At 49.4% G+C, this 22,710-nt stretch carries 35 protein-coding genes and 1 pseudogene; 3 read left to right on the top strand and 33 right to left on the bottom strand.

Features of this window, described 5'->3' with window-relative positions; translation table 11 throughout:
- Positions 1 to 104 precede the first annotated feature (104 nt).
- The 3 genes from ACTID9_RS01195 to ACTID9_RS01185 are packed head-to-tail and all read left to right on the top strand — an operon-like array spanning position 105 to position 1,077.
- Positions 105 to 467: a hypothetical protein gene (locus ACTID9_RS01195; RefSeq protein ID WP_441069479.1), complete on the top strand. Its 363-nt coding sequence runs from the start codon at positions 105 to 107 to the stop codon at positions 465 to 467.
- The gene (locus ACTID9_RS01190) at positions 464 to 883 is read left to right on the top strand and encodes a hypothetical protein (protein WP_441069477.1); all 420 of its coding nucleotides are present in this window, start codon (positions 464 to 466) and stop codon (positions 881 to 883) included. Before ACTID9_RS01195 ends, ACTID9_RS01190 begins: the two co-directional genes overlap by 4 nt.
- The gene (locus tag ACTID9_RS01185) at positions 880 to 1,077 is read left to right on the top strand and encodes a hypothetical protein (RefSeq protein WP_441069475.1); all 198 of its coding nucleotides are present in this window, start codon (positions 880 to 882) and stop codon (positions 1,075 to 1,077) included. Before ACTID9_RS01190 ends, ACTID9_RS01185 begins: the two co-directional genes overlap by 4 nt.
- Before the next feature lie 192 nt (positions 1,078 to 1,269).
- Here the strand turns inward: ACTID9_RS01185 and ACTID9_RS01180 are convergent, their stop codons facing one another.
- The 33 genes and pseudogenes from ACTID9_RS01180 to ACTID9_RS01020 form a co-directional block, all read right to left on the bottom strand.
- Positions 1,270 to 1,614: a YolD-like family protein gene (locus ACTID9_RS01180; RefSeq protein ID WP_441069473.1), complete on the bottom strand. Its 345-nt coding sequence runs from the start codon at positions 1,612 to 1,614 to the stop codon at positions 1,270 to 1,272.
- Positions 1,604 to 1,843, bottom strand: a complete 240-nt coding sequence (locus tag ACTID9_RS01175) for a hypothetical protein (RefSeq protein WP_441069471.1) — start codon at positions 1,841 to 1,843, stop codon at positions 1,604 to 1,606. Before ACTID9_RS01175 ends, ACTID9_RS01180 begins: the two co-directional genes overlap by 11 nt.
- Positions 1,833 to 2,048 carry a WYL domain-containing protein gene (locus ACTID9_RS01170; protein ID WP_441069469.1) on the bottom strand — a complete coding sequence of 72 codons (216 nt, stop codon included), beginning with the start codon at positions 2,046 to 2,048 and terminating at the stop codon, positions 1,833 to 1,835. Before ACTID9_RS01170 ends, ACTID9_RS01175 begins: the two co-directional genes overlap by 11 nt.
- A gap of 96 nt (positions 2,049 to 2,144) precedes the next feature.
- Positions 2,145 to 2,591: a hypothetical protein gene (locus ACTID9_RS01165; RefSeq protein WP_441069467.1), complete on the bottom strand. Its 447-nt coding sequence runs from the start codon at positions 2,589 to 2,591 to the stop codon at positions 2,145 to 2,147.
- Positions 2,592 to 2,593: 2 nt separating this feature from the next.
- A complete protein-coding gene (locus tag ACTID9_RS01160; protein ID WP_441069465.1) occupies positions 2,594 to 3,067 on the bottom strand; it encodes a Panacea domain-containing protein in 474 nt (157 codons plus the stop codon).
- Positions 3,068 to 3,215: 148 nt separating this feature from the next.
- A complete protein-coding gene (locus ACTID9_RS01155) occupies positions 3,216 to 3,578 on the bottom strand; it encodes a hypothetical protein (RefSeq protein ID WP_441069463.1) in 363 nt (120 codons plus the stop codon).
- A 98-nt stretch (positions 3,579 to 3,676) separates the two neighbouring features.
- Positions 3,677 to 3,976, bottom strand: a complete 300-nt coding sequence (locus ACTID9_RS01150) for a DUF3653 domain-containing protein (protein ID WP_441069461.1) — start codon at positions 3,974 to 3,976, stop codon at positions 3,677 to 3,679.
- 1 nt (position 3,977) lies between these two features.
- A complete protein-coding gene (locus tag ACTID9_RS01145) occupies positions 3,978 to 4,370 on the bottom strand; it encodes a hypothetical protein (protein WP_441069459.1) in 393 nt (130 codons plus the stop codon).
- Between the two features lie 146 nt (positions 4,371 to 4,516).
- Entirely contained in the window at positions 4,517 to 5,080 is a 564-nt protein-coding gene (locus tag ACTID9_RS01140; RefSeq protein WP_441072350.1) for a S1 family peptidase, read from the bottom strand.
- Between the two features lie 270 nt (positions 5,081 to 5,350).
- Positions 5,351 to 5,923: pseudogene (locus tag ACTID9_RS01135) on the bottom strand (glycoside hydrolase domain-containing protein); the annotation flags it as partial.
- A gap of 46 nt (positions 5,924 to 5,969) precedes the next feature.
- Positions 5,970 to 6,374 carry a phage holin family protein gene (locus ACTID9_RS01130; RefSeq protein ID WP_441069457.1) on the bottom strand — a complete coding sequence of 135 codons (405 nt, stop codon included), beginning with the start codon at positions 6,372 to 6,374 and terminating at the stop codon, positions 5,970 to 5,972.
- Positions 6,375 to 6,509: 135 nt separating this feature from the next.
- Positions 6,510 to 6,833 carry a hypothetical protein gene (locus ACTID9_RS01125; protein ID WP_441069455.1) on the bottom strand — a complete coding sequence of 108 codons (324 nt, stop codon included), beginning with the start codon at positions 6,831 to 6,833 and terminating at the stop codon, positions 6,510 to 6,512.
- Between the two features lie 159 nt (positions 6,834 to 6,992).
- The gene (locus ACTID9_RS01120) at positions 6,993 to 7,607 is read right to left on the bottom strand and encodes a DUF4376 domain-containing protein (RefSeq protein WP_441069453.1); all 615 of its coding nucleotides are present in this window, start codon (positions 7,605 to 7,607) and stop codon (positions 6,993 to 6,995) included.
- Positions 7,608 to 7,621: 14 nt separating this feature from the next.
- Positions 7,622 to 8,230, bottom strand: coding sequence for a hypothetical protein (locus tag ACTID9_RS01115; RefSeq protein ID WP_441069451.1), 609 nt, complete (start codon positions 8,228 to 8,230; stop codon positions 7,622 to 7,624).
- A 12-nt stretch (positions 8,231 to 8,242) separates the two neighbouring features.
- Positions 8,243 to 8,794, bottom strand: a complete 552-nt coding sequence (locus tag ACTID9_RS01110) for a hypothetical protein (RefSeq protein WP_441069449.1) — start codon at positions 8,792 to 8,794, stop codon at positions 8,243 to 8,245.
- Positions 8,791 to 9,909, bottom strand: a complete 1,119-nt coding sequence (locus ACTID9_RS01105) for a hypothetical protein (protein WP_441069447.1) — start codon at positions 9,907 to 9,909, stop codon at positions 8,791 to 8,793. Before ACTID9_RS01105 ends, ACTID9_RS01110 begins: the two co-directional genes overlap by 4 nt.
- Complete coding sequence (locus tag ACTID9_RS01100) at positions 9,909 to 10,229, bottom strand: hypothetical protein (RefSeq protein WP_441069445.1); 321 nt, start codon at positions 10,227 to 10,229, stop codon at positions 9,909 to 9,911. Before ACTID9_RS01100 ends, ACTID9_RS01105 begins: the two co-directional genes overlap by 1 nt.
- 3 nt (positions 10,230 to 10,232) lie before the next feature.
- A complete protein-coding gene (locus ACTID9_RS01095; RefSeq protein ID WP_441069443.1) occupies positions 10,233 to 10,877 on the bottom strand; it encodes a putative phage tail protein in 645 nt (214 codons plus the stop codon).
- Positions 10,870 to 11,967, bottom strand: a complete 1,098-nt coding sequence (locus ACTID9_RS01090; RefSeq protein WP_441069441.1) for a baseplate J/gp47 family protein — start codon at positions 11,965 to 11,967, stop codon at positions 10,870 to 10,872. Before ACTID9_RS01090 ends, ACTID9_RS01095 begins: the two co-directional genes overlap by 8 nt.
- On the bottom strand, positions 11,954 to 12,340 hold the full coding sequence (locus ACTID9_RS01085) for a hypothetical protein (protein WP_441069439.1): 387 nt from the start codon (positions 12,338 to 12,340) through the stop codon (positions 11,954 to 11,956). Before ACTID9_RS01085 ends, ACTID9_RS01090 begins: the two co-directional genes overlap by 14 nt.
- 1 nt (position 12,341) lies before the next feature.
- A complete protein-coding gene (locus ACTID9_RS01080; RefSeq protein ID WP_441069437.1) occupies positions 12,342 to 12,872 on the bottom strand; it encodes a hypothetical protein in 531 nt (176 codons plus the stop codon).
- A complete protein-coding gene (locus tag ACTID9_RS01075) occupies positions 12,869 to 13,888 on the bottom strand; it encodes a phage baseplate assembly protein (RefSeq protein WP_441069435.1) in 1,020 nt (339 codons plus the stop codon). Before ACTID9_RS01075 ends, ACTID9_RS01080 begins: the two co-directional genes overlap by 4 nt.
- The gene (locus ACTID9_RS01070; protein WP_441069433.1) at positions 13,888 to 14,538 is read right to left on the bottom strand and encodes a DNA circularization N-terminal domain-containing protein; all 651 of its coding nucleotides are present in this window, start codon (positions 14,536 to 14,538) and stop codon (positions 13,888 to 13,890) included. The genes ACTID9_RS01075 and ACTID9_RS01070 overlap by 1 nt, the downstream gene beginning before the upstream one ends.
- Before the next feature lie 94 nt (positions 14,539 to 14,632).
- Entirely contained in the window at positions 14,633 to 15,574 is a 942-nt protein-coding gene (locus ACTID9_RS01065) for an SAP domain-containing protein (protein WP_441069431.1), read from the bottom strand.
- On the bottom strand, positions 15,571 to 15,858 hold the full coding sequence (locus ACTID9_RS01060) for a hypothetical protein (RefSeq protein ID WP_441069429.1): 288 nt from the start codon (positions 15,856 to 15,858) through the stop codon (positions 15,571 to 15,573). The genes ACTID9_RS01065 and ACTID9_RS01060 overlap by 4 nt, the downstream gene beginning before the upstream one ends.
- A gap of 72 nt (positions 15,859 to 15,930) precedes the next feature.
- Positions 15,931 to 19,095 (bottom strand): hypothetical protein, encoded by a 3,165-nt coding sequence (locus ACTID9_RS01055; RefSeq protein ID WP_441069427.1) that lies wholly within the window; start codon positions 19,093 to 19,095, stop codon positions 15,931 to 15,933.
- Positions 19,070 to 19,435: a hypothetical protein gene (locus ACTID9_RS01050; RefSeq protein ID WP_441069425.1), complete on the bottom strand. Its 366-nt coding sequence runs from the start codon at positions 19,433 to 19,435 to the stop codon at positions 19,070 to 19,072. The genes ACTID9_RS01055 and ACTID9_RS01050 overlap by 26 nt, the downstream gene beginning before the upstream one ends.
- Before the next feature lie 20 nt (positions 19,436 to 19,455).
- On the bottom strand, positions 19,456 to 19,875 hold the full coding sequence (locus tag ACTID9_RS01045; protein WP_441069423.1) for a hypothetical protein: 420 nt from the start codon (positions 19,873 to 19,875) through the stop codon (positions 19,456 to 19,458).
- 9 nt (positions 19,876 to 19,884) lie between these two features.
- A complete protein-coding gene (locus ACTID9_RS01040) occupies positions 19,885 to 20,322 on the bottom strand; it encodes a hypothetical protein (RefSeq protein ID WP_441069421.1) in 438 nt (145 codons plus the stop codon).
- 15 nt (positions 20,323 to 20,337) lie between these two features.
- Positions 20,338 to 21,408 carry a hypothetical protein gene (locus ACTID9_RS01035; protein ID WP_441069419.1) on the bottom strand — a complete coding sequence of 357 codons (1,071 nt, stop codon included), beginning with the start codon at positions 21,406 to 21,408 and terminating at the stop codon, positions 20,338 to 20,340.
- Positions 21,371 to 21,892, bottom strand: coding sequence for a hypothetical protein (locus ACTID9_RS01030; protein ID WP_441069418.1), 522 nt, complete (start codon positions 21,890 to 21,892; stop codon positions 21,371 to 21,373). Before ACTID9_RS01030 ends, ACTID9_RS01035 begins: the two co-directional genes overlap by 38 nt.
- Positions 21,889 to 22,167, bottom strand: a complete 279-nt coding sequence (locus ACTID9_RS01025; protein ID WP_441069416.1) for a hypothetical protein — start codon at positions 22,165 to 22,167, stop codon at positions 21,889 to 21,891. The genes ACTID9_RS01030 and ACTID9_RS01025 overlap by 4 nt, the downstream gene beginning before the upstream one ends.
- Positions 22,164 to 22,709 carry an HK97-gp10 family putative phage morphogenesis protein gene (locus tag ACTID9_RS01020; RefSeq protein ID WP_441069414.1) on the bottom strand — a complete coding sequence of 182 codons (546 nt, stop codon included), beginning with the start codon at positions 22,707 to 22,709 and terminating at the stop codon, positions 22,164 to 22,166. Before ACTID9_RS01020 ends, ACTID9_RS01025 begins: the two co-directional genes overlap by 4 nt.
- Position 22,710: the final 1 nt, after the last annotated feature.

Here is a 22,710-nt window from a genome sequence, read left to right as displayed (position 1 = left end):
CCGCCTATCGCCTGCAACGGATTCTTCGATGTTGACTTCCGTTCACGGAAATGATAAAATCGAAGTATAAATTCCGTAAACGGAAGTCGAAAGGTGGAAAATCAATGCGTAAAGTAACTGTTTCTGACTTACCAGATTGGGTGTTCGCTCATATTCAAAGAGAAGATCACGATGGACCTTGTGCCAACCGCCCTGACGAAAATGGTGAAGTAGAAATCTATGCTTCCTGCGACGTCTGCAACAGTTTTAATGATAACCTCTCCAACCTTTTGGCTAATCTTGAAAGCACCGGCGAGTTAGAAGTGTTTGAAAAGGGGTCTTATGAAGAAGGTTGGCGCTATTATGGAAAATTTTACGACAGTGAAGATATTTTCTCTTTAGGTCAACTAGCATATCATGAGAACGCCGGTCTATGCGTAAAAGAGATAACCTCTCCACTTGACGAAAGTTGGATTTATAAAGAATGAGGCTATATCACATCATCCGTAAGCTTGAAAAAAACCCTTCTACACATAAGTGTATTTGGCGACTTTATGCTTCCGAAAATTTCAAGTCAGCGATTAAAATACGAGCCAAAACAGAAAGAGAAGCATTGACCATCTTTCGGGAAATAGAAAAACTGAACTTTCTCCAAGTAGCGCAATCCTATGTTCCAAACGGAAACCATGATATTCTTGCCGATGCCTTCTTTTTTATCTGTATGTCAGGCTTTGAAAGCAACAACATTGTTAAAAAGATAATAGAAGGCAAAGAAATTAGCCGTAATGATATTAGGCATAATGTTTTCAAATACATCGCTATGAATGATAGTGTTTTTAAGTTAGGCAGTGACGAGAGAATCATTCGAAATAAAGTTGATGAACTGCTAGGAGAAGAACCATGAATAACCCATTTGAACACATCGTCAGTACAAAGCAGGCTGCAACTATCTTTGGTAAGTCTGAGCGCCAGATCCGTAACGACTGCACGAATGGAAAGCTGACAGCGCAACAACTCGATCCCTCCGATCTTAAATCACCTTGGATGATATATCTTCCGCCCGATCAGTACCCTAAAAAGGGGACTGAAATTTATTGACCTGATAAAGGAGATTTTGATTTACAGCGCTCTCTTCGGATCTTCCGTTAGAGAGTTTTTTATTTATCATTTTGAACAGTTGCCAATCGCTGCCCGCGCCTCTTCGTCGGCAACGGATCGCCGCCCTGTACCCCCAAAAAATAAATACCCCGCCGCAGCGAGGTTGGTTGAGGTGAAATACATGATGTACTTCTAATATGGCTTCACATCGATGATTTTATCCAGTTCAATCCACTGGACATCCTCGTCGTTCACCAGCTTCAAGCGACGCCCGTTCTGATCGATCCACTTGATCACGCCCCACATGCTGCTTGTCGTTCCGGCGTCGCTTTTGACTGGATTCCACCATGTGATCGTGACCGCGTAATCCTCGCGCGCCGAGTCGCGAATCAGATAGTCGATCGAGGCCAGCTCATCGCTCTCAAGCATTGGCTTTGGCACCAGCTTTTGATCTTCCTGATATTGCAGGTACGCCTGCCGCTGTTCCGGCAGTACAAAGCGGCTTGAACCGAACAGATTGGCTTTCTTAGTAGACACGCTTGAATCTCTCCTCTCGTTCCCAGGCTTCCAGCAGCTCCATGCGCTCCGGCCAGCGGCGGTCCCACTTGATGTACTCCTCTCGGTTTAGCACCTCAAGCACCTGCATTATGCCAGCCGGGTCACGACCTGTCTTAATGCACAACTCGTCGATAGTCGGCGGCCTACGCCGCATCGCGTCAAAGTTGGCGATGATCCGCAGCACTTTGCGTTCGATGTCAGCCAGCATGGCGGTTCACCACCGGCATAGCCGCAAGGATATTATCGATGTAAAACACACGGTTGGCGCGGCGCGCAAAGCAGTACGCTTTAACCTGGTTGCCGCAGATCGAATGCAGGCGGAGCTTCCGTTGACTCGTATTGCCGTGGCGGTCAAGGTAGATGATTTCGATGAGTTGGTTGTGCTGCATATATCGTTGAAGATCACGGAGCATGTTCGTATCCCCCCATAAACAAGAACGTTTGTTCGTTTATTATATGCGAACGTGAGGGGAACGTGCAAATAAAAACCACCTTATTCAGGTGGAATGTTAAATGCTCTGTGTGCTTTCAATAGCAACCGGTATGTATATACTCTTTTTAGTTCGTCTTGTAACCCATTGTTCGTTGAGCTGGAGAATTGAATTAAAAATATTGTGATTGATATTTATTAGATCACATATTGGATTCTCAATTCTCAGATTCTTCACATGAGACCAAGTTATTTTATGCGTCCTTATGTAACTCGGCTGAGTGAGCGACAGTTGTTGATATAGTTGATCATCAACAAAGTAATCGTAAGTGGGATCAGGCATTGTATTGCTGAGACTGGAAATTGGTAATAGTTCATAATCGACATCGTGAATTGAGCGAAAGTTGGTTTCATAACCAATAATAAGGGCAGGGCGGCGTTTAACGCTCATTCTCCCTGCCTGAGCATCAAAAAATTTTTCAAGCAATGAAACTATTTTTCCTACATTATCCTTTGGCAACGGCAAACCTAGTGCACCCCACAATCAGTCGTGTAGTCAGGATCGTTGGATGTAATGTCTTTTATGATGTTTTCTTTGAGGATTATTCTGTTTCCCACATCATCTTCACTTAACCCTATTCGTGATTTTTTATAGCACGAGTCATCGTGAGAAAGATTTCTTAATTGCCAAGCTGGCATAGTTCCATACTCGTAAATTACCTCACGAATTGTAAACTCTTCTTCTGGAGATAATTCACCATCAAAAGTCGAAAGGAAATGAAAAGAACTACGTACCGTTCTATTAACCGGACCATGTTTCCACCCTTCAAAATCTTCATTAAAGAGCCATTCACCGAAGTTACTATAGTGGTTTTTCTGCGCAAAATACAGTAACTTATGCATTTTCATCTCAGTTAGATCGCTTTCTTCGCCAGAAACATTAAATATGGCTTCATACAATGTCTTGACGGCCGACGCAATTGTTAAAATATCACGTGGCATGGGACTCCCCCCACCAGTTAAAATTTTACATCAAAATAAATATAACCTTATACATTTTACGGCGCAAATCATTTTTTGTTTCTCAATGTGTCAAATTAAGTAATTTAAGAAAAATAGCCCTCCATGGATTTCCAGGGAGGATGGTTCCCTATTGCTCATCTGGTTTTTCCCAGCAAACCAATGTCCAGCCCTTCCAACTGCCAACAGGGCGTTTGGTTTTGCCTAGCCGAGATCGCTTGATCTGTCCAAAACCAGCCCTGGCCTGATCGACGGTACCCGGTAAAACGTCTGCGTTTTCGCGCAGCCATAGATTTAAATTCCGGAAGGTGTACGTCGCACCTTCCGGAGATCGGATCGTCCAAATCAGAGCGTTTCGGTTTGTCTCAAAGGGGCCTGACTTAGGGCTACGTTGAGCTGCAGGTGTACCTTTTTTGAGATTTGGTGTCTGGCCGCGCTCGGCCAGCGCCTTTTTGCTCGCCTCTCCCCATTGCTTGCCTTTTCCGATCTGCACGCGCCTCGCTCTTTCACTACGGCAAGGTGCGGAGCATGTGACCTTCTTGTCGCTGGGGCGGCAGGCAAACTCTGTGTCGCAGATTACACAGCGTTGGATCATTGATTGTCCCCTGTAAATAGGTGACGTATCGTCTCATATCGCCAATAGCCTCGACCGACGTGATCGTGACCATCATACGGCGGCAGAGTCCCACGTTTAAGGCGCCCAGTGATAGCCTGCGGCGACACACTTAATGCTTTTGCGAGGTCAGCCTGCGAAAAAGTACCTGCAATATCCCCGGGACCGAACGCGCGCCCGTCCGGCGAAACAAGTACCGGCTGGTTGTATGAGCTGGCGGAGTGGTCGGTCGTTAGCCGCCACCCATCCCATATACCTGTGCCTGTCCAGATGTCCATGTTACGCACCTACCTTTTGGATCAACGACTCATCAAAGCAGATCGCGCCGTCTTGTGTACGTACTGCCAGTATGTTTTTTGGCAAGAGAACTACATCCCACAGCCAGCAAACCAACTCACAATCAAATGCTTGAGCGCTATTGACGATGTCTTCAGGACAAAATTCATCGAACGCTTCATCCGCTGCCAAGTGAGCGTATCCAGAACAAGGATCATTTTCCCAAGCTTCTTTGATGATTTCCTCCAGTTCGTAGATGCTGACGGTATGCGCTTTGTCGAGCGTGTACTCGTTTTGTCCATAATGTTCGACTGCATTACGATCTTCAGCAAACATTGCATGGCCCCAGTCGCTCATCGGGCTGCTGCTGTTTGTAAAACGGTAATATTTCATCATCTCAACCGCTCCCATGTCCTTGTTATGTTTTAATGATACCCATACATTGATAAAATATCAACGGGAACAAATGAGAACAATTTATAAATTTAGGAAAAAACAAAAAGACCTCCCTGGGGTTAACCAGAGAGGTCTGTCGCCATTGTCTATATGTATTTTCGTAACCAATCCCGCACTGCTGGATAGAGCAGGTTAATCCCGCGCCCGCCAGGCACTTGCTCGGACACATTGCCGTTCTTCACCATAACTGATGATGTCTGAATAACGATCCCTACCAACTCGCCGTACTGGTTAACAATTGCACCTCCACTATTCCCTTTGTCCACGGGCAGCGAGCAGTCGAACTTCCACGGCCAGGTTGCATTGCTCAGCTCGCACGCAATTCCCGTGCGCACCGCCTGTTTTGTGTTCTCTGCTTCGACGGTCATTAGCTTCTCTCCGATCTGAAGCTTGTCGGTTGCAAGCGTCAGATAAGGAAGGCTGGCCGGAGCATTATCGATCCGGTAAAGGGCAAGATCCACCTCTTCCTTTCCAATGCCCGGATGCTCCGACACCAACGTTGCGGTGAGTTTCTTCTTGTCCTGCGTTTTGACATCGATAGATGGTTTGCCGCAGGATACGTGTTTTGCCGTCAAGAGATACCCGCCTTTCAGCAATACTGCGGTACCTTCACCGATCAGCTCGACATGTACGGATGCCGCCTTGACCATTTTCTCGATCTCGGCCCAGTCCTTCGGCTCCTTTTTTGGCTGCTCCGGCTGCGGTTTCGGTTGCGGCTCCGTTGGCGCCGGATCAGGCTTTGGTGCCGGGGCGGCAGGTGCTTGCTTCAGCACGCTTGCAAAGCGCTGGATCATCAAAGCCGCATAATCACCGCGCACGACGCCGCCGTCGCAGGCGTTTTGTTGCCAGTATTCAGGCGATTGGATGATGCCCGCAGCCTGCAACTCTTTCAACGCGGCCTGAGTGGCTGCGTCAGCCGTCTTGCTTGCAGGCTTATCAACAGGCTTTTGTGGTTGCTGTGGATTAGTGTCCCACCAGCCCTCGTCACCGTAGGACTCGTTCAGGTCAACGCTGTGATCGGCCATCGTCTGGCCGTTTTTGTATTGGTAGACGTTGGCCTTGGCCGATTTCTTGCCGCCGCTCCAAGCATACGTCTGCCAGAAGTGTTTTGCCGCACCGCGCCGTGCCATTTCCTCGACGACAGCGTAGGACGCGTAAACGCCGACCTCGTACCCTTTGATCTGCGTTGCAGCCGCGCGCAGGTACGCTTCAATTGCATCGTAGTCCTTGGCCTGCGCGTCGTAATCCACGGCAAAATAAATGGCGCTGCCGACCGGTTGCCCGATGAGCTGCGCCTCTTTGTATGCTTCCGCTCCATCCTGTTTGCCCGCTGCGGCTCCGCCTGCTGGACGGCTTGCTGTCGTTTCGTATACGCTGACTACCTGCATGCCTGCTGCCGTAATAGCCGCTGCCTCTGCTTTGGTCAGGCGCTTCCACGCGTATGCTTCCGGGACCAGATAGCGCGCCGCGAACTTATAGCCCGCTGCCGCCATCGCTTTTGCCTTGTCAGCTGTCAGTGGTACTGCGCAGTCAATCCCCTTACTTACTCCCACGTTGATCACCTTTACCTTTCAATACTTCTACTGCTTGTTTGATAAGCTCAGGCACCGGTAGACCGATGCGGCCAGCGTTCTCGATGATCGACAACAGCTCATTAGCTAGGTAGAAAAAGATCGTCGCGTCGCGCATGAAGTTCTGGTCGCCAAGTGACGTGTCAACCAAGTGTGCGATCGCGACCATGCAGAAGATGAACACCTTGCGCGCAATACCGATCAACCCAACCTTGCTTTTCAGCTTGCCTTCCGCACTGGCTGCCACAACGCCGCTGACATAATCGAAAATTACGAATGCGACCAGCACGCTCAGCAGCGCCGACCACCCGCCAAAAAGAAAAGAGGCTGCCGCGCCTCCGACTGCGATTACTGATTTGATGATGTTTTCCATATCTCTCTTCCCTTCCCCGCTCGGGGTTGTACTGCTCTGCTCGGCACAGGGCGGCTGTGGTCATGATGTAAAAAGAAAGAGAAGCCGCCTCAGCAGCTCCACATGAAAAAACGCCCTCTCCGGTGGGAAAGAGCGCTATGCAATCCGCTGTAGCTTGCTGGACCTTGCCAGATCAGCCGGTGATACCTTGCCCAGCTCGGCTGACGTCAGCCTGATCCCGGCAGCGGCAAACATCCGGTCAACTGTCTCGCTGCAATTCATCCGGTTCGGCGCGTCGCGGATCGGCAAACCGGTAAGCAGATACAGGCCGTTGGTTACTGTCTGCCAGAAGTCGTACGGCGTGCCGATATGCGCGCGGATAAAGGCGTCCATAGCGCTTACCTGCGCCGCCGTCAGCTCGCCGCGATACCGGTACACGTCGCATTGCCACGGCGGGTAGTTGTTGTGGTTCCATCGCAACGGAAATCGCCAGTCCGTTTCTGCGATGTGATGCTCGTCCAGCACGATTGCAACATGGCTATATGGCGAGTGCGTCACCCGCTCGATCAGGCGAGCAAGCGGCGACCTGCCACGAACAAAAAGAAGGTCAAAGCGCTGTAGTTGCATACGCTCGACCTCCTACCAGTTGATAGCATCGACTTCATCTTTTGTTGTGGCAGCTTCGATCTGTGCTTTCAGCCCCCAATACTTCCCGATCTGCTGCTGCTTGTGCTGTCCGGCTTCAAACACCACTTCAATGAACTCCGCGCGCGACAGAGTTACAATCCCGGCGTCCTCCGTCTTCCATTGGGTTTCGGCAAGGTCCGGCTTTAGCAGAAAAAGCGTGCTCTGCTGATTGAAGTTCGCCTGGTCTTCTTCGTTGAATCGGAAAGTATGACCGGTCGTCGCAGAAGTGAAGCCTGCATAAATCGCTTTGAAACACTCACCGTTTAGGAAGTCAATCTTTGCCTGCTTCACCTGTTCAAGCGGCGCTGTAGGCGGAGTCAGATCCCAAATGATGGTCAGCTTTTCCGGATCGACTCGATATTGGTATTGGGCAAACTTGTCCGAATCTTGGCCGTATTCAAGCTGTAGGCAGCCTACGGTGGCCGGGACACGCTCAGAAAGGGCTGAGTAGGATTGGAAGTCCTCTTCCTGAGTTGTTTCGCGAACAAAGCCCGCGCGCTCGCCGGTGTCTACCAAGACGTTACCTGAGAGCTTGTCAAAATAGATTTTTCTTCCTATTGTTTGCATTTCGATTCCTCCTTTTACTCGTATGCGAACCAGCTAACCGACGCAGATGCAACTGGACAATGCGTGCTAAATGAGTTGCTTGTAATTGTAAATTTATCATTATTAGAAAGCGTTCCGTACCAGTTCATAGCAGGGTTATACCCGTTACCAGGGTCGTACCAACTTTCCCAAGCCACTTCAATTGGCCAGGTGCCGCCAGTAGATGCGTCAAAGTTGCCTGAGGAAGCATCATGAAAGATCTTTCGGTAATTGTTAGTTCCTGCCTTCATTTTCAAAATTATTACGCTCGGTTTAAAGGCTAACCCACTAACGTTCAATATTGCGCCAGAATCGGTTGTTCCAGTACCGCTCGCCCATCTCCGTACGCTACTTCCCACCGTAACCTTGGCGGCAAGCGCTGACAAACTTTCTGTACCCGTTGCGCTTGTCCCTTGCGTAGTGATATTCGCAGCAAGCGTATTTTTCGCAGTCTGTAATTTCGAGATAATGGTCGCTACATCATCTGTGCTTAGTGCTGGACTGCCAACAACAGAAACAAGGTCCGCCTTCTGGTTGATAGCTTCCATCGCTTGCAGCGCTGCAATAATGTCCTTTATCGAGGCTGTGCTTGGTAATTGCGCCATGTGCTACCTCCTTTATTCGAGAGCGAACCATTTAAAACTTGCGTTCGCACTTGCGTTTATCAGTGCAAGGTTGAATCCTGTTGCGTTTACAAAAGTCGCTTTGTCTCCTATGTTGTAGTCGTAATTCCCAGCGATCGCCCACGCAAAAGTATGCGCATTGTATGTGTTGAATCCACCATCCCTCATGGTGTAGGTCGCGGAATATACCCCCATAGAAAGATCGCTAGTAACGATAATTATGGTGGGCGTGAATGATAACCCTGACACATCAGCTCGAAAGTATCCTTGAGGATGAGTGGTCGATCCAAGCTTCCCTGTTCCGCTTGCCCACCGCTTACCTGTCTTTACTTGAGGAATTGCCGCCTGTATGTCCGCCCATGTCGATGCAGCAACCAGCCCAAGCGCCTTGTCCGTGCTGACGGCATTCAACGCATTGACAATGTTCGTCTTGACCGTGCTTTGGTTCGTGTCAGCGACATTGACGATGTCGATCAGCGCCTTCTTATCCGCAGCATTCAAGCCTTTACCAAGCCCGTGGTCCCGGAGGATGTCACTTACACTCATGCGCTCGGCACCTCACTTAATAGATCACCATCCGCGTCATATGTGAGCGTAACGGTAACCGTAGTGTCCACTGTCGCGCCATCCAATTTGTAGAAGACACGGGTATCGGTTTGGTAATTGCCCTTTGCATCCGGATTGGACAGTGTGGAACGCATGTACAGCGTATTGTCGGCGATCCTTCGGTATTCAACCACGGTGTAGATCCCGCTGGCATCTTTGCTACTCTTCGTCTTCTTGAAGTTGGTTAAGATGTCTGCGGTGAGGACGCCGGTTGCAGAGCGCGTCGGAATCTGGTTTGCTCCGCCACCAATTACTCCACCGGTTAGAATAAAAGATAACGCCGTGGTCCCGAGCGTAATAGTTCCGGTTGTAGCCAATGTCCATCGGCTTTGAGCGTTCGCAGTTCCTTGCTCCACATAGACAGTAAGCCCGGTTGTTACCTTGGCTGACGTGTCCGCATCTGCCGCCCTGGTCCACGCGCCAGTGGCAACGACGTAGATGCCATTTTGAGACGCCGTTGTTTGATTTTTAACCAAGACACGATCGCCAATGGCAACAGCAACCCCGTCAATCGTCTGCGTGCCGCTCAAAGTGATGTTTGCAGTTGTTGCGACTTTTACGGACGCCTTCTGCTTTAACGTCTGGATCGCCGCGTCAAGCTGATCCTGCGTGATCACGATTGCTGCTTTGCTCTGATTCGTCGATGTAATCACGTTGCTGGCATCTGTTGCAAAGTACCACAGCGGGCACTTTGCCTGTGCGGTCGCTTGGCTCGTAGTTTTCTTCACGATACCATCGCTATCCAGGTAGATGTATTGCCCCTGTGTTGGATTCAGCGCGAGCGATCCGGCGGCAACATCAAAGCGCACGCCGTTTACGTAGGCAGTACCTGCGGTAAAGTTGGCCGTCAGACCAGTATTGGTGAAGGTCAGACCAGAAAGGACGGCGCTGCCCACCGCTGTCTGCGCAAGCCCCTCCACAAGTGCAAACGCATCTGCTGCAGCCTGCTCCAGCTTGTTCATTCGATTAGCCGTTACCTTTGTTCCCTGCTGGACGATCGCACCCGTGCCCGGATCAACGATGTGGTCCACCCAATTTGTTTTTGAGTATGGCATTATGAGGTCACCTCTGCTTTCACTTCAACAGAAAATTCAAAGGCGATCAGCAGCCCGCTGTCGCCCTTTGTGATGCTTAACGGTTTATTTGCCAACGCATTTCCGTCGCTGTCCACCAGCGTGGCCCCGAGTATCTGTCCTTGTGCCTGGACATCGTCCAAATAAACGTATTTGGTCACTTTCAAACCTGCTGTAACCGTGTTGAAAATCGGGTACGTCTTGATCTGACCGTCTACGTTCACAAGGGCACTTGCGAAATGGCCGCTCAAATCATCGCGCAGTAATTCAAGTAATCGATTTTGAATGATTGGATCTGCCAATCGTTACACCTCCGGCGTAGGATAAAAATCATTGGTGATTGGGTAAGCGATCACGTTTGCCCGCGCCGCGCTCGCTATAGCCACCGTTTCGCGGAAAATCCGCCCTTCCGCCTCATCTTCGGGATAGAACATCCCACAAAGCGGGTAGTCGACCACGAATGATCTGGATGAAGCTGAAATCATGATTGATTCGGCAGGTTCCGTGTGACTGAAGATATGGGTTTGATGGCCAGGTTCAGCTTTGAGCAGGAATGCTTCAAGCTTTGTAACATCGAATTTCCGTTCCTGAATGTCTACCTGATAGCAGAAAGGGCGGAAATGCTTGATCACTTTGGCTGTGTACCCGAAATTTTTCGCAACCGATATGATTTTGGCTTGCGTCAGCACGCCTTTGGCTTGGCGTTTTACCAGCAGATCAATTTGCCGATCTCGGATGGAGGCTGTCTGGCTGGGTATCACGTCGTAAATCTTTTCCCATCGCTCAATCAACATCTCTGTTGTGTCCAGCGCCATCTCTCGTTTCATCTGCTGCTGCCATGCCAGCAGGTCATTGAGTTGCCGCTCGTATGCCTTCAGCTCGCCGCGGGATATTGGATCGCTTTCGCTATAAAGACCGGTGCTGGCCAACTGCTCGCGTAAATTAAACAAGCGTCACCACTCCCGGTAGCGGCATCTGTGTTGGTGAAAGAACAATCTGCGCGCTCGGCTCCTGTACCTCGGCATACTGCGCACCGGCATTTATGAGCGCCGCTACAATACGGGATGGGTAAATGGTGCCGCCCCCACCAACCGACGCTAGGTAAGCCTTATAGACAGTCTCAGCCTGTGCCTGCGTGATTCCTGGTGCTTTTGCTGTCAGGTTGATAGCCACGCCTTCTGGTGCAATCACTCGTAGGTCGACGTTAATCGGCTCGCGTGTCGGATCAGACAGATATGCCAGCACCTCGGCCAGTTTTTCGTTGCTCGGGATGCCATTTCCGGAAGTGACTAAAACATCCATCGTTCCTTCGCCACGCGCATTCTTGATCGCTGTGGCAGATGTGATGCCAGGTACTTTCTTGGCCTCCGCCTCCATCCAAGCTGGTGACCCTGCCCATTCTTCCTCTTGCGTTGCCTCGAAATACCGGTCGCGCAGAGTATCGTCGCTTTCTTCATCCGAACCATCAACAGCAGCGTCGAGGTTGGTCACGTAGTTGATGCCCGCTGGTGGCTGTCCGTAAAACGAAACAATCTCTCCGATCGATATGTTGCCATTTGCACCGGCATCCACTGCTTGAAAAGGTACCGTGGCATTCAGGATATTCGGTGCAAGTGTGGCATCGGCAGTTGATTCAAATATGACGCCTCTGCTTGTAACAACTCGGGTGCCCGCTGGCACGGTGACTGTAGTATCTGTGCGCGTTTGGTTCGGATCGCGTCGGTATTGCAGTTGCTCTCCATGTGCTCTGGTCGCGAGTTTCTTTTCAAGCCCTTCCTCTTTCACATGAGCCACAAGGTAGTCACCGGTTGCCGTGTCTGGCATGTACTGGTTCACTCCGACCGCGCCGCTGACGTACAGGGCGTAGAGTTGTCCAGCGACGGCAGATGCGCGAATATGTGCATCGCTCGCTGGCAGGATGTCTAGTTCTTGCACCTCTGCGACCCATTCTGAGAGAATTTCGTCTCTTATTTGCTCGAACGATTTGATAGGGACGCCGTTCAGGTCCTCATCAAAAGTGATGCCGTTAATTTCCGCCAACGTTCCCCACCTCCAAATCTAATATTTCTCCGTCTGATAACTCTACCGCGACAGCCAATTGATAGATTCCGTCATCCGTCAGACTGAGTGTGACCTCTGCCACCTTGGTAATCTGGCCGATGTCCACTTCAGGCTGCAGGGCCTCTTCCACAAATTCGCGCGCCCGGGCAGCAAGCTCTGATCGCTTGTATCGGTTAAGCGTGTATAACTGGCTGCCAGTTTCCTCATATCCGGGGATGGATGTTGCTCCACGCTGGATCACAAGCCGGTTCATAAGCCGTTGCTTCAGCTTCTGTTTATCTGTTTTCCACTTTTTAAGGTTGCCAGCGGCATCCAGACTATAACCGGTGGGGATTTGTATGATAGGGTCCACGTCATCCACCCCCTGTCTGCGTATGGCTAATTGACTCTGCGACGACTGACCAGCTCTTGGTCTTGATGCTGATGCCGTCCTTGTTCGAGGTGATGTCAGTGATTACCTGAAGTTTCGGGTCTGGTTCATCCAGATTCAATGTCTTCCACTTCACGCTGCCGTCCGCTTTGAAATGCAGGTACTGGACATACCCCTCGCGCAGCATTGCACCAGCTGCAAACAGAAGCAAATCCCCCGGTACATAATCCGGCAGGTTCCGCACCTTTTTCGCCAGCATCTCCATCAGCTCTTGTTCCTCTGGCCAATCAACCATCAATCCAGCACGTGGCCCCTCATCGGTATGAAGGAATTCAACCTTGGAGCCAATAGGGGGAATGGCGTATACACCAGGCGGCAGCATTTGCAGCGCATCGATCGGCGCGCCAATCCCATCGGTTGACACGGTAGGACCCTGCGGCGAGGCTTCCACACGGTCTACAACGCCGATCTCTGTTGGCCACTCTGCATGTAAAGCATCATATGTTTTGCTCACCCGAGCACCTCCTCTATCGGTCTGCATATGACCGTTGTCGTTTCTCCACGCGACGATGAGCATGTGTACCGTACGGAGGCGATTACCCACTTCACAGTGTAGCCGCGCGGCCCCCACCGGCGTACAATTGTCGCCCATCGTCCCGGATGAATAACCCGAGTACCCTTGATGACCAGTTCAATCTCGTTGCTGCCGATCTTGTTGCGTGCCATCCGTTCTTTGGCTGACTTCTCGGTGTCCGCCCTTGTCTTCCCGCCGGACACAACCTGACGACGCTTGAATGCAGCTGGTAGTGAATTGTCGGCGAGTTTGACAACAGGTTTGGCCTTTCCGGTCCCATAAGCCCATATCTCCCGCTTGCGGCTTGATCCAGCCTTTTTCCGGTTGAGTGACATATACGCGATTTCCTTTTCGTTCAACCGGTTATCAACAAATGTGTACTGAACATCTGTCATCGGCTGGAACTTACCGATGTAGACTTTTCCATCGATCCTGTAGAGCCGCAGGTCATTTTCCAAAGCATGCGCCTCGATCGTATCCCACCCATTCTGGCCGATGCGGATTTGCTTACCGTCGATCTTGATTGTTGGTCCCGAATACGAAAAAGGAATCCCGAACTCTCCCAGGATTCCTGCTGCCAAATCTTTCAATGTGATTGTTTTGTGTGTCGTCGGAATCGCGTCATTCTCCAGAATGTAGACGCCTGAATCCCGACCGTCGATCCGGAGTGTATTGCCTTGGATCGAGTAATTCTCAGTGAGGTCATCGATAAAACCTGCCAGGACTGTTTCAGGCTGGCTGCCGTCCAACATTTCAGCCCGCAGCGTTACCTTATCACCAAAACCGAATAGGTCAGTGTAATTGCCCTCCACGTTGGCGATGTCCAGCACAAAGCGATCCGCCGCGCGCGAAATATCGATCGTGATGTCCCACTCTTTGACGCGGTTCACTTCCCAGCGTGGCCCTTTCAATGTATCAACGACGGCCCGCAGTACCTTCTGCCAGTTGTCTGCCATTAGACCGGCACTCCTTTCAACTTGAGCTTCAGGCCAGGCTTCATGTCAGCTACCGTGACGTTGTTGTCCATGCTGATCTTTTTGTGCTGCAACGGGTCTTTGTAATAGACCTTGGCGATGTCCCATAGCGTGTCGCCTGAGCGAACGGTGTAAACGATGTCCTTGGTCTGTGGTTTGGCAGCGACAGCAGTTTTTGTAGAGTTACCTGTTTTGCCTGAGCTGGCGGCTGCGATCGTCGCATCTTTCCCAATTGCCTGCGGCAGATAATGTTCCAAGAACGTAAAAGAGTACGGTATATCGCCTACCGTACCCTCTTCACGACTGCCTTTTAGGTCAATGATCCGAAACAGCCGTCCTTCTACGGCTGCACCTAACTCGCTGCCCAGTACCTTGCCGATCGCACCTGTTTCGTGCAGATTCCATAGATTGTTCATCAGGACCAGCGGTTCCGGCGATTCAACAGACGGATTCTGCAAGAAGATACCGCGTACATCCACGCGAACCGACTTGCGGCCCATGTCCTCTGTCTCCGCGCCCCACCGATGCGGGTACTCATGTTCGACTATCAGCTTTGTGCTGCTGAACTCGATCTGTTGTGGGTTGTAGGGCCATTTCATAGTGCCGCGGTTTGATTCGAATCGCAATGGCATGTTTGTCACCCCTAAAGAAAAAGGAGCCAGTAGGCTCCTTTGGTTACATACAGTGTACGGATTGATTAAGACGTTATCGAGATCGCTTTTTTGCTTAATTACCGCTTGATGGTATAAAGCTACACCTGCAACCAAGGTAAAAAGGTGGCAGATCATCTAGCTTAGCTTTATTAAGTGGAATCATAATATTCATGATGTTATGGCACATAGTCATTTCATCTGGAGAGGAAATCACTTTTGAGTAATACAGTTTCTCAGATGAACTAAACTCATTAATTAGTTCTTGCGAATTGAATTTCATTAGCAAAAAGTGGTAAACCAATCTTCCAATTCCAATCTCGTATTCCATGATGTCTAGTAAGTCATCTGGCAATTCCCATTTTAATTCGAGCAATTCAGGATGTGTAACGTGTTGAGGGAGTAAAGCCATAATTTCACTTTCATCTATATCTGTAGTGATTCTATCAATGAGGTCGCCTTTCTTTCCGCTTACTCTTCTTCCGATTGACTTTAATATTACCTTAAGTTCGTTTATGGTAAGCTCTTGCAGTCTTGTCTCAATTGAGACTCTTTCTTTTAATATTCCAACCTTAAATAATTGTTCTAAACCCTTCTTGACCGTCGTTTCCGACAATTGCAATTCCTCGCTCAATTTAGCGACAGTGGTTAACGCATTACCAAACATACATCTTGTTTGTCCGATTATCACCCTTGCTGCGTTTGATAATTTTTTTACTATGTCTCTGACTGTTTTGTAATATCGGTCTGGAATATAAGTAGGCAGATTAGTTAGATTATACACTCCCCACATTACTGGAAACCTGTTTATTTTACTAAACATTTCGCGCTCTTCAATAAATCTCGGAGATACATTCTCAAATCCAAGATGGGAAACGAAAACGCAGTTATCATATGAATCTTCTCCACATTTATGCCTTTGATAAGCCTCATATGCAAATCCCTCTATCACATCAGCATCGGCAACAAAAATCCGTTCAACCTCATTCAAAAAGAATTGTTTAGCAGTAACTTTCATTGTTCGCCGCCTTGATGTGTGGTTACGTCATTTTTTGGAATCTTTTTGTCTTTAAAACGATAAAATGTAAGTCCTGTAATTACGATAGCTAAAGAATAAAACAATACTAGTCCAACAAAAAAACTTTCTTCATTCTTATGGAAAAACGGAATGCGCATTATAACAAATTCAGCAACTAACACCATAAAGGCAGTTTTAAAAGCTTGCCAGATTGGATATTTCACTCGCCCTTTAAAGAAAAATAGCCCTCCAACAAATATTAATGCCGTTAAAATTAAATCCATAAGTACACCCCTAAAAAACTATCTCATTAATTTCATGTGGGTGCAATCATCTGATCACGACATCATTCGACATTATTCGAGTTGTCTCATTTTGACCGCTTGCATTGGCGTTAATGTTCGCTGGTTGTGAGTCCTGTTCGCATATGACGTGATGCTCTCGGAAAACTCAGCGCCGATCTCCAATGGAGTTTTATTAAATATGGTAATGGTATTGTTACTTTGTGATTCAACCTTCACCGGTTGTTGTAATACCTGTGCCAGCGTGCCAAGAATCGGACTGAATTGTTGCAGAAGTGATGTCATCGCTGTCGATGCAGTTGGTTTTTCTAAGATCATTGCGGTCATCTTGTCCTTGTAAGGTTCAACCTGGGAATCAGTATCCATGAGACGACCGTACTGCATCTCTTCTTTTGTCTTTCTTGTTCTGGCTGGCGATGTGTAATTAGTGTTTGCTTGACTGATATACTGCTGAAGACGCTTTTCAAAGTACGCATCAATGTTCTTTTCATCGTAACCGCTGAACAAATGAGGTTTGCTACCAGCAGAGTTCCGCTTTGCCTCATCGATCAATGAGTCTGAAAATCCTGGTAAGTACGATAATACTTTAGGATCTCCTTTTTTACTCATAAGAAAATCCATAACATGCGCCCGATCTTCCATGTAATAGTAATCAGGGAATGTCGCAACGCTTTTGTCTGCTGGTTTGAATTTTCGGTAAACCCATTTATCTATGCCTGTTGGATTGTAATCCTCTTGAAAGTGTTTGCTGGTTTGTTCGTTTGTATATTGACCATATGCATCTAATCCTTTGTACCAAAAGTAGCCGATTGCTGCTGGGCCTTTGCCGCCCTTTAGTGGATTACCGAGAAATTGATTAAGAAACGCCCCTATTCCTAATCCGCTTAGATACTCATTCAGAAAGTTTGGCATATAATCAGTTGCTCCAAACATATCGGCTAGTGAATACGCCATCAATCCTCGCGAACCCCATTTTTCTAAGTTAGTATCGACCTTACTTTCACCAGAACCTTTGTCAAACCAACCTTTTTTCTTTTTTTCTGGCTGTTCATTTTTGTTTTCTTGATCGCCTTTTGGCTTTTGCTGATCCTCAGAGCCTTTACCGCTATTAGCCGGAACAGGGGTGGTATTACCGCTACCACTACCATTAACTTTACTGCCATATACATTCACAACATTCGCGCGAATATTTCGCTCATCACCGAGTGTAGATGGTGTGTTTTTACCTTCGTTACCACGTAACTTTTCCCCAACCTTTTGACCAGCATCCCAAATCTTCTTTCCATTCTCGGCAAGTTTAATCCCTTTGTCGACTGCTATCATGGCCGCCAAGAAAATGGCTGCGTTCTTCGCAGCGGTTGCCAAACCTTCCAACTCACCTGGTAAGTTCTCGATTTTGAGGTCAGTAGCATCGATCGCCAAGACAATTTCATGGGCTGCACCAGATAAATCGCCATTCAGTAACTTCATGATCGCTTTACCGGTTCCTTCAGCAAGCGGTGTTAGTGCGACACCTATCTGGAAGCCGTTCACGGTAAGGTCTGATAGCTGTTTAAATACTGACGCGATTTCTGGGTTCAATTCTTTAGCGAGAGAGTCGGCAGATTCGTCTACCCCCTTTTGAATCTCCTCAAAGCTGAACTTCCCCTCCGTCGCGAGGTTAGTCATTTGCTTGGTCGTCGCAGCGAGTAACGGCTCCAATGATCTGCCGACTTTGTTCTGGATTTCATCGACCTCTTTTCCCAGCGCAACCAGTTGACCCTTTGAAGTGTTCGCCCGGTCATCTGCATACCGCTTGGTGATTCCGCTGCTGCCACGAATTGCGTCAATTGTTTCAAGTAGATTCTGATAACCATCGTTCGCAAAAATCGTCGTGACGCTCGCTGCTTCTTTACCGAACAGCGTCGCCCCAACTTCAAGCTGCTGATCCGCTGTCAACTGGTTCATGTATTTGTTCATGATGGCGGCTTTTCGAAGTATTTTCTCATTTCCTTTTTGATCTGCAGCTACCGATTTATCAGCATCAACAGCAGCATTGACCTTGTTCACCTGCGAGATGATGGCATCGATGGCGCGGCCAACCTTTTCGGAAGATACGTTGCTTCTGGCGCTGTCCGAAATACTCATGTTCGAGCTTTCTAAGAAAAGCGTACGCAAGGCCGTACCGCCCGTTTCACCCTCAACGCTGATTTTTGAGAGTAACACCTGCATGGCCTGAGATATCGCATAATCAACGTTTCCGATGGCATTACCAAAGTCCGTGTATTTCTCGGCATACAATAGGTCCTGCGGGTCCAATGAGGACATGTCCACCGTTTTCATAAACTGGTCAGCGACCTTGGCGAAATTCTCCGGGGTGTATGCCATTTTTGCCGCTTCCAGCTTGTTGGCCAGATACTTGGAGGCGACGTCTGGTGCCAGACCGGATGCCTGGGCAAAGTCGGATACAACCGGCAACGCGGCTTTGATCTGCTGCGGCCCCATATTGTTTTTCGCCAGCTCCGATGAAATTCCGATTGCACCCATGATGTCCGTTTCGCGGTCTGATCGCAGCCCCTGCTGGCGGATGTATTCCTTTAGGGCGGCAAACTCGGCGTTGTACCGCTTCTCATCCAACACTCCTTTAGCGTCCATATACCCCGACTTCACGACAGAACCAAGCTTTGCGAATTCATACTCCTGGTTCACTTGCTTATGCAACGAGCTGGCAGCAAATCCTATGGTTGCAGCTCCACCTACCACTACTCCACGCTTAATTTGATCACCAACGAATGTTTGAAATCCCATCGTTCCCTCGTTGATGGCGCTGAACATATTGCGCATCTCACGCGCAACCTCCGTCACCCGAGATTTCAATGCTTTTACCTTGCTTTCAGCACGTTCCGCTGCTTGTCCACCATCCCTGAATCCTCGCTCCATCTCCCTACCAGCATCCCGCGCACTATCCTCAGTTTGATGCAGTTCATTATTCAGCTTTTTCAACGTGGCCGTCTCTTGACCAAGTCGTTCCAGCCGATCGCCAATCGTTTCAACGCCATCGCTTGCACGCCGGGAGGACGTGGACATGTCATCCAACGAGTGGTTCACATCTCGCCCAGTTTGCTGGGTTTGATTCCTGACGTGTTGCAGTTCACTTATGATCCCCTTGAATATCTGCGTTACGTTATCGTCGCCTGCGATGATAAACTCAACGTCACCCTTCTTGCTTGTCTGGCTCATGGTCAACCTCCTCTCCAGCTTCCAGCTCCGCTTCCAACTCCGCCTCAATTCGCGCGCGTTCTTCTTCCTGCTTGCGTGCTTGTGCCTCTAATCGCTGACGACGCTGTTCAATCATGACCGCGATTTTCTCCTCGCGCAGCGGATCGGCGTGGTTGTGTACCTCTTTGCCACATGACGGGCAATTATGCGGCTTCTGTGTTCCGGTGGCGCGGTCTACTCGGCATTTGTCGCACATGCTTTTCGTTTCATTGACCTTATCCGCCGAGCGCATCACGTACAGCCATAAGAGCTGGGTGTCTGTGAGAGTACCTGATCCGTTCAGTGGCCGAAAGTCGTTCATATCCTGACACATCCGGTAGATCAGATACTCTCCATGGGCTTTCCCGCAGCAACACCCTCAATCAAAGCGCGCAGCTCATCTTCCTTGATGGTGTCCATCGTTTTGTAATGAAGCAAAAGACCTTCGTATGCAGCGAGTAGCGTGCCGCATTCAGGGTCGGTAAATCTGGCGCGCAGTTCCGTTCCATTGTTGAATATCCGCTTACCATCCGCATCCTTCAAGGCAATTGCCAGGCGTTCAGTTTGGTAGATCAACCGATACACCGCTTCCGGAAGTTTTGAATCGGTCAAGTATGATTGCGTATTGATTGTTGCTTCCAACTCCTCGGCGCTCGTCAAAACGCGCAAAACAAAAACCGGGGCGTCTTCTTCCCCGGTCTTGAAGCGCATTTCGGGCGGCTGGCCGAGTCGCAGGACTTTCAGTTCCTGTGTCACGTTCATGCGCGATCCCTACCTTCCTAGTGCAGCTACTGCTTGAGTGGTTGATACTGGCTTGCCTTTGAAGAAATCCTGCCGCTTTGTCGCTATCAGTGTGATACTTTCATTTGCCGATTCGAGATTTCCACTTTCATCGTAGTTTGAGAAACGCAGTCCGGTGAACACAGTCTTCCACTGTCCGATGTACCGGACGATTTCCGTTCCGGGTTGACGCAAGACAAGGTATGCTGGCATCGTATCGTCAGCGTAGTCATTTGCAATCATCGACTCGATAGTAATCGTATGCTGACGTGCACCGGACGTTTGTCCGATCGACTCGCTGCTGCCGTATCCATGTACATCCTTGCTCGTCTCACTTTCGCTGATTCGGTGGCTCTGAACCGCGAAAAGCTTTTTGCCGTCCTGTTCAATGTAGACGCCACTATTGGCGCCTGCTGCAAATTGTGTCATTTGTCATCACCCACCTTACGAATTTTGGGCCGCGACTTCACCAGTCACGCCAATTTCAAGTTCTTTCAGGCCGGCGATCACCTTGAAGTGGTATCGCGCATTTGCCTTACCAAGCGTTTGTGCGTCCGGCTCCACGGAAATCTGATCGGCATCTGGCGGGAAGATTTTCTCTTCCGCAGCCTTGGCATCAAGCACCATGTAGATCGTGTCGGCGATGTCCTGCAGGCGAGACATCTTGATGCGACTATGCTTGTTGGTGATGGCCGTCTCCACGCTTTTGATGATCTCGTCTACTGTAACGACGACAGCCGGGTCCTTCAGGCCGATCTCGTTATTCGTAGCCGTAACATAGCTGGTCGCGCCTTGGAAGATGGCGATTTTTGTCCCACTTTTCACAAAGGACATTACCCCCGCTTCTGTCTGTGTCCGCAGCGTATCAATCTGCTTGACTGTCTTCAAGGTGTAGCCATTGATCAATATGCCGCCAAAAGGAATCGACAGGTCCGGTTCGTTGGTGATCGCCGCGGTTGTTGCGGCAGCGGTAACGAACGCTGGTACAGCATTGCCGGCGTAGTCAGCAAACACGTCGTCAAAAACCCAAACACGGTACTGAGCAGCTTTTGTAGCGAGCGCTGCGTTACCGCCCAGCAACACAACAGCTCCGATGGCGTTGGTATCGCACCATGCCAGAAAGTCTTTGATTTCCGCGATCGTGGCATCAGCGGTATCGTCCACCACAAAAAAGTATGCCTCTGGTGCCTCTGCGCCTTTAATCAGAGCAGCTTTGTACGAACCTGCTGTTGGTGTTGCTCCAAGCCCGATCGTATACAGCATTTTTGGCCGCTGCAGCATCGCGCCTTCGATCATCTTAGCTAGGTTCGTACCTTCACCCACATCCGTGATTGCATCGTCCTTTGAGCCGACACGGGCCAGATCGGTAGCTGTTGTAGACTTACCGATCAAAACGATACCGCGCCCGGTTCCAAAGGACAGCTGCGAGTTTGTCATCGTAAAATTGCTTCGTAGTAAGAGCAATCCGCTCTCCTCCTTATTCAAAAGTAGAAAAGAGGCTAATGCTTGTTGCACCTGCCTCTCTCCGTTCTTTCGTGATTTTTCCTTTGTACGTCAGTTCAAACAGCGCTTGCGTGGCACCCTCATCTGGCGGCAGCTCAATCTCGCGCGAGAACTTGAGGGCAAAATCGTCCTCAAAGGCGAAAGCCTGGAACAATCCATCAAAGATGCGTCGCTTGGTTAGCTGTCCGCCATACTTGCCCGCTACCGGTATCCAACAGTACAAGTTGTACCCTTGGACTAATTCGGCCGACTTTTCATAAACGAATTGTGCGTTCGCCAAATCAACCGCCTTTAACCGCTCGTTATGTCCATAGCCAGTTGGGTTATCAAATCCGGTTTCTAACTCGAAAAAGATAACTGGCTTCTCAAGTGGGATTTTGATCCGTTCGTCATCGATGTGAATGTGGTCATCTTTTACCGACGGACGCCCTGCAATGCACCGGCAAAACGATGGAAGCGCGTTGCGAATCATATCCAAAATCTGCAATTCGATCATCGAATCCTCACAAATCCTTTGAGGCCATTCTCATCAAAATCAGCAGCAATGGCACCAAATCCATCTTGTGCCACCCCGAATAACCCATTCAGAACACCAAGCATTCCCACCTTGAACGCATCCTGTGAAACTTGAACCGTCGGATGATTCGCAACCGCTTCATTGCATTCAACCCTCGCGCAGATGAGATTCTCCATAGCCGTTTTATCCTCAATCGATAGCTGATTGAGCAATTGAACAACTTCGTCTACGGAAATTGTTTCTTTAATACTCATGTCAGCCCCGCCTCCTTTAACCGCTTTTGCATCATATCTCTGCCTATCTCCTGGATGCGTCGAGATGCTTTGAACTCCTGCACAGCCTTTCCGATGGTTGGACGCCCTTTCATATGCATGGTTCCGTCATGGACGTGGGCAAAGTAGTTGGCCACATCGCTGTCACCATAAACGCGCCAGATGCCGAGCCCAATCCTCTCTGACTTATGAGCACGCCGAAATGTACCGGTGTTCACTGAAACAGGCCAAGGCGGATCGGCACGTCCTTCCGTCTTCACGAACTGATACCACAGATAGTCAAAGTTGTTTTTGAAGACCATGGATACGCGTTTGCCGCCTTGCTTGGCTGTCGTTTTCTTAGCTGTCCTGGCTTGCCGCGCCTTCCAGTCTGGATTCATCGGACCAGAAGCAAATTCGATGGATTTTTCAAGAATCTCCTCGGCAGCCTTTGCGGATGTGTCCTCTACGGCCAATTGAACGGCACTGCTCACCTTTTGAAGCTTCGAAAGCAAGCGGGAAAAATCAACGTCAAATCCTGACATC

Source organism: Brevibacillus fluminis, assembly GCF_052072235.1.
GTDB classification, from domain to species: domain Bacteria; phylum Bacillota; class Bacilli; order Brevibacillales; family Brevibacillaceae; genus Brevibacillus_D; species Brevibacillus_D fluminis_A.
This window is presented reverse-complemented; position numbering and strand designations above follow the sequence as displayed.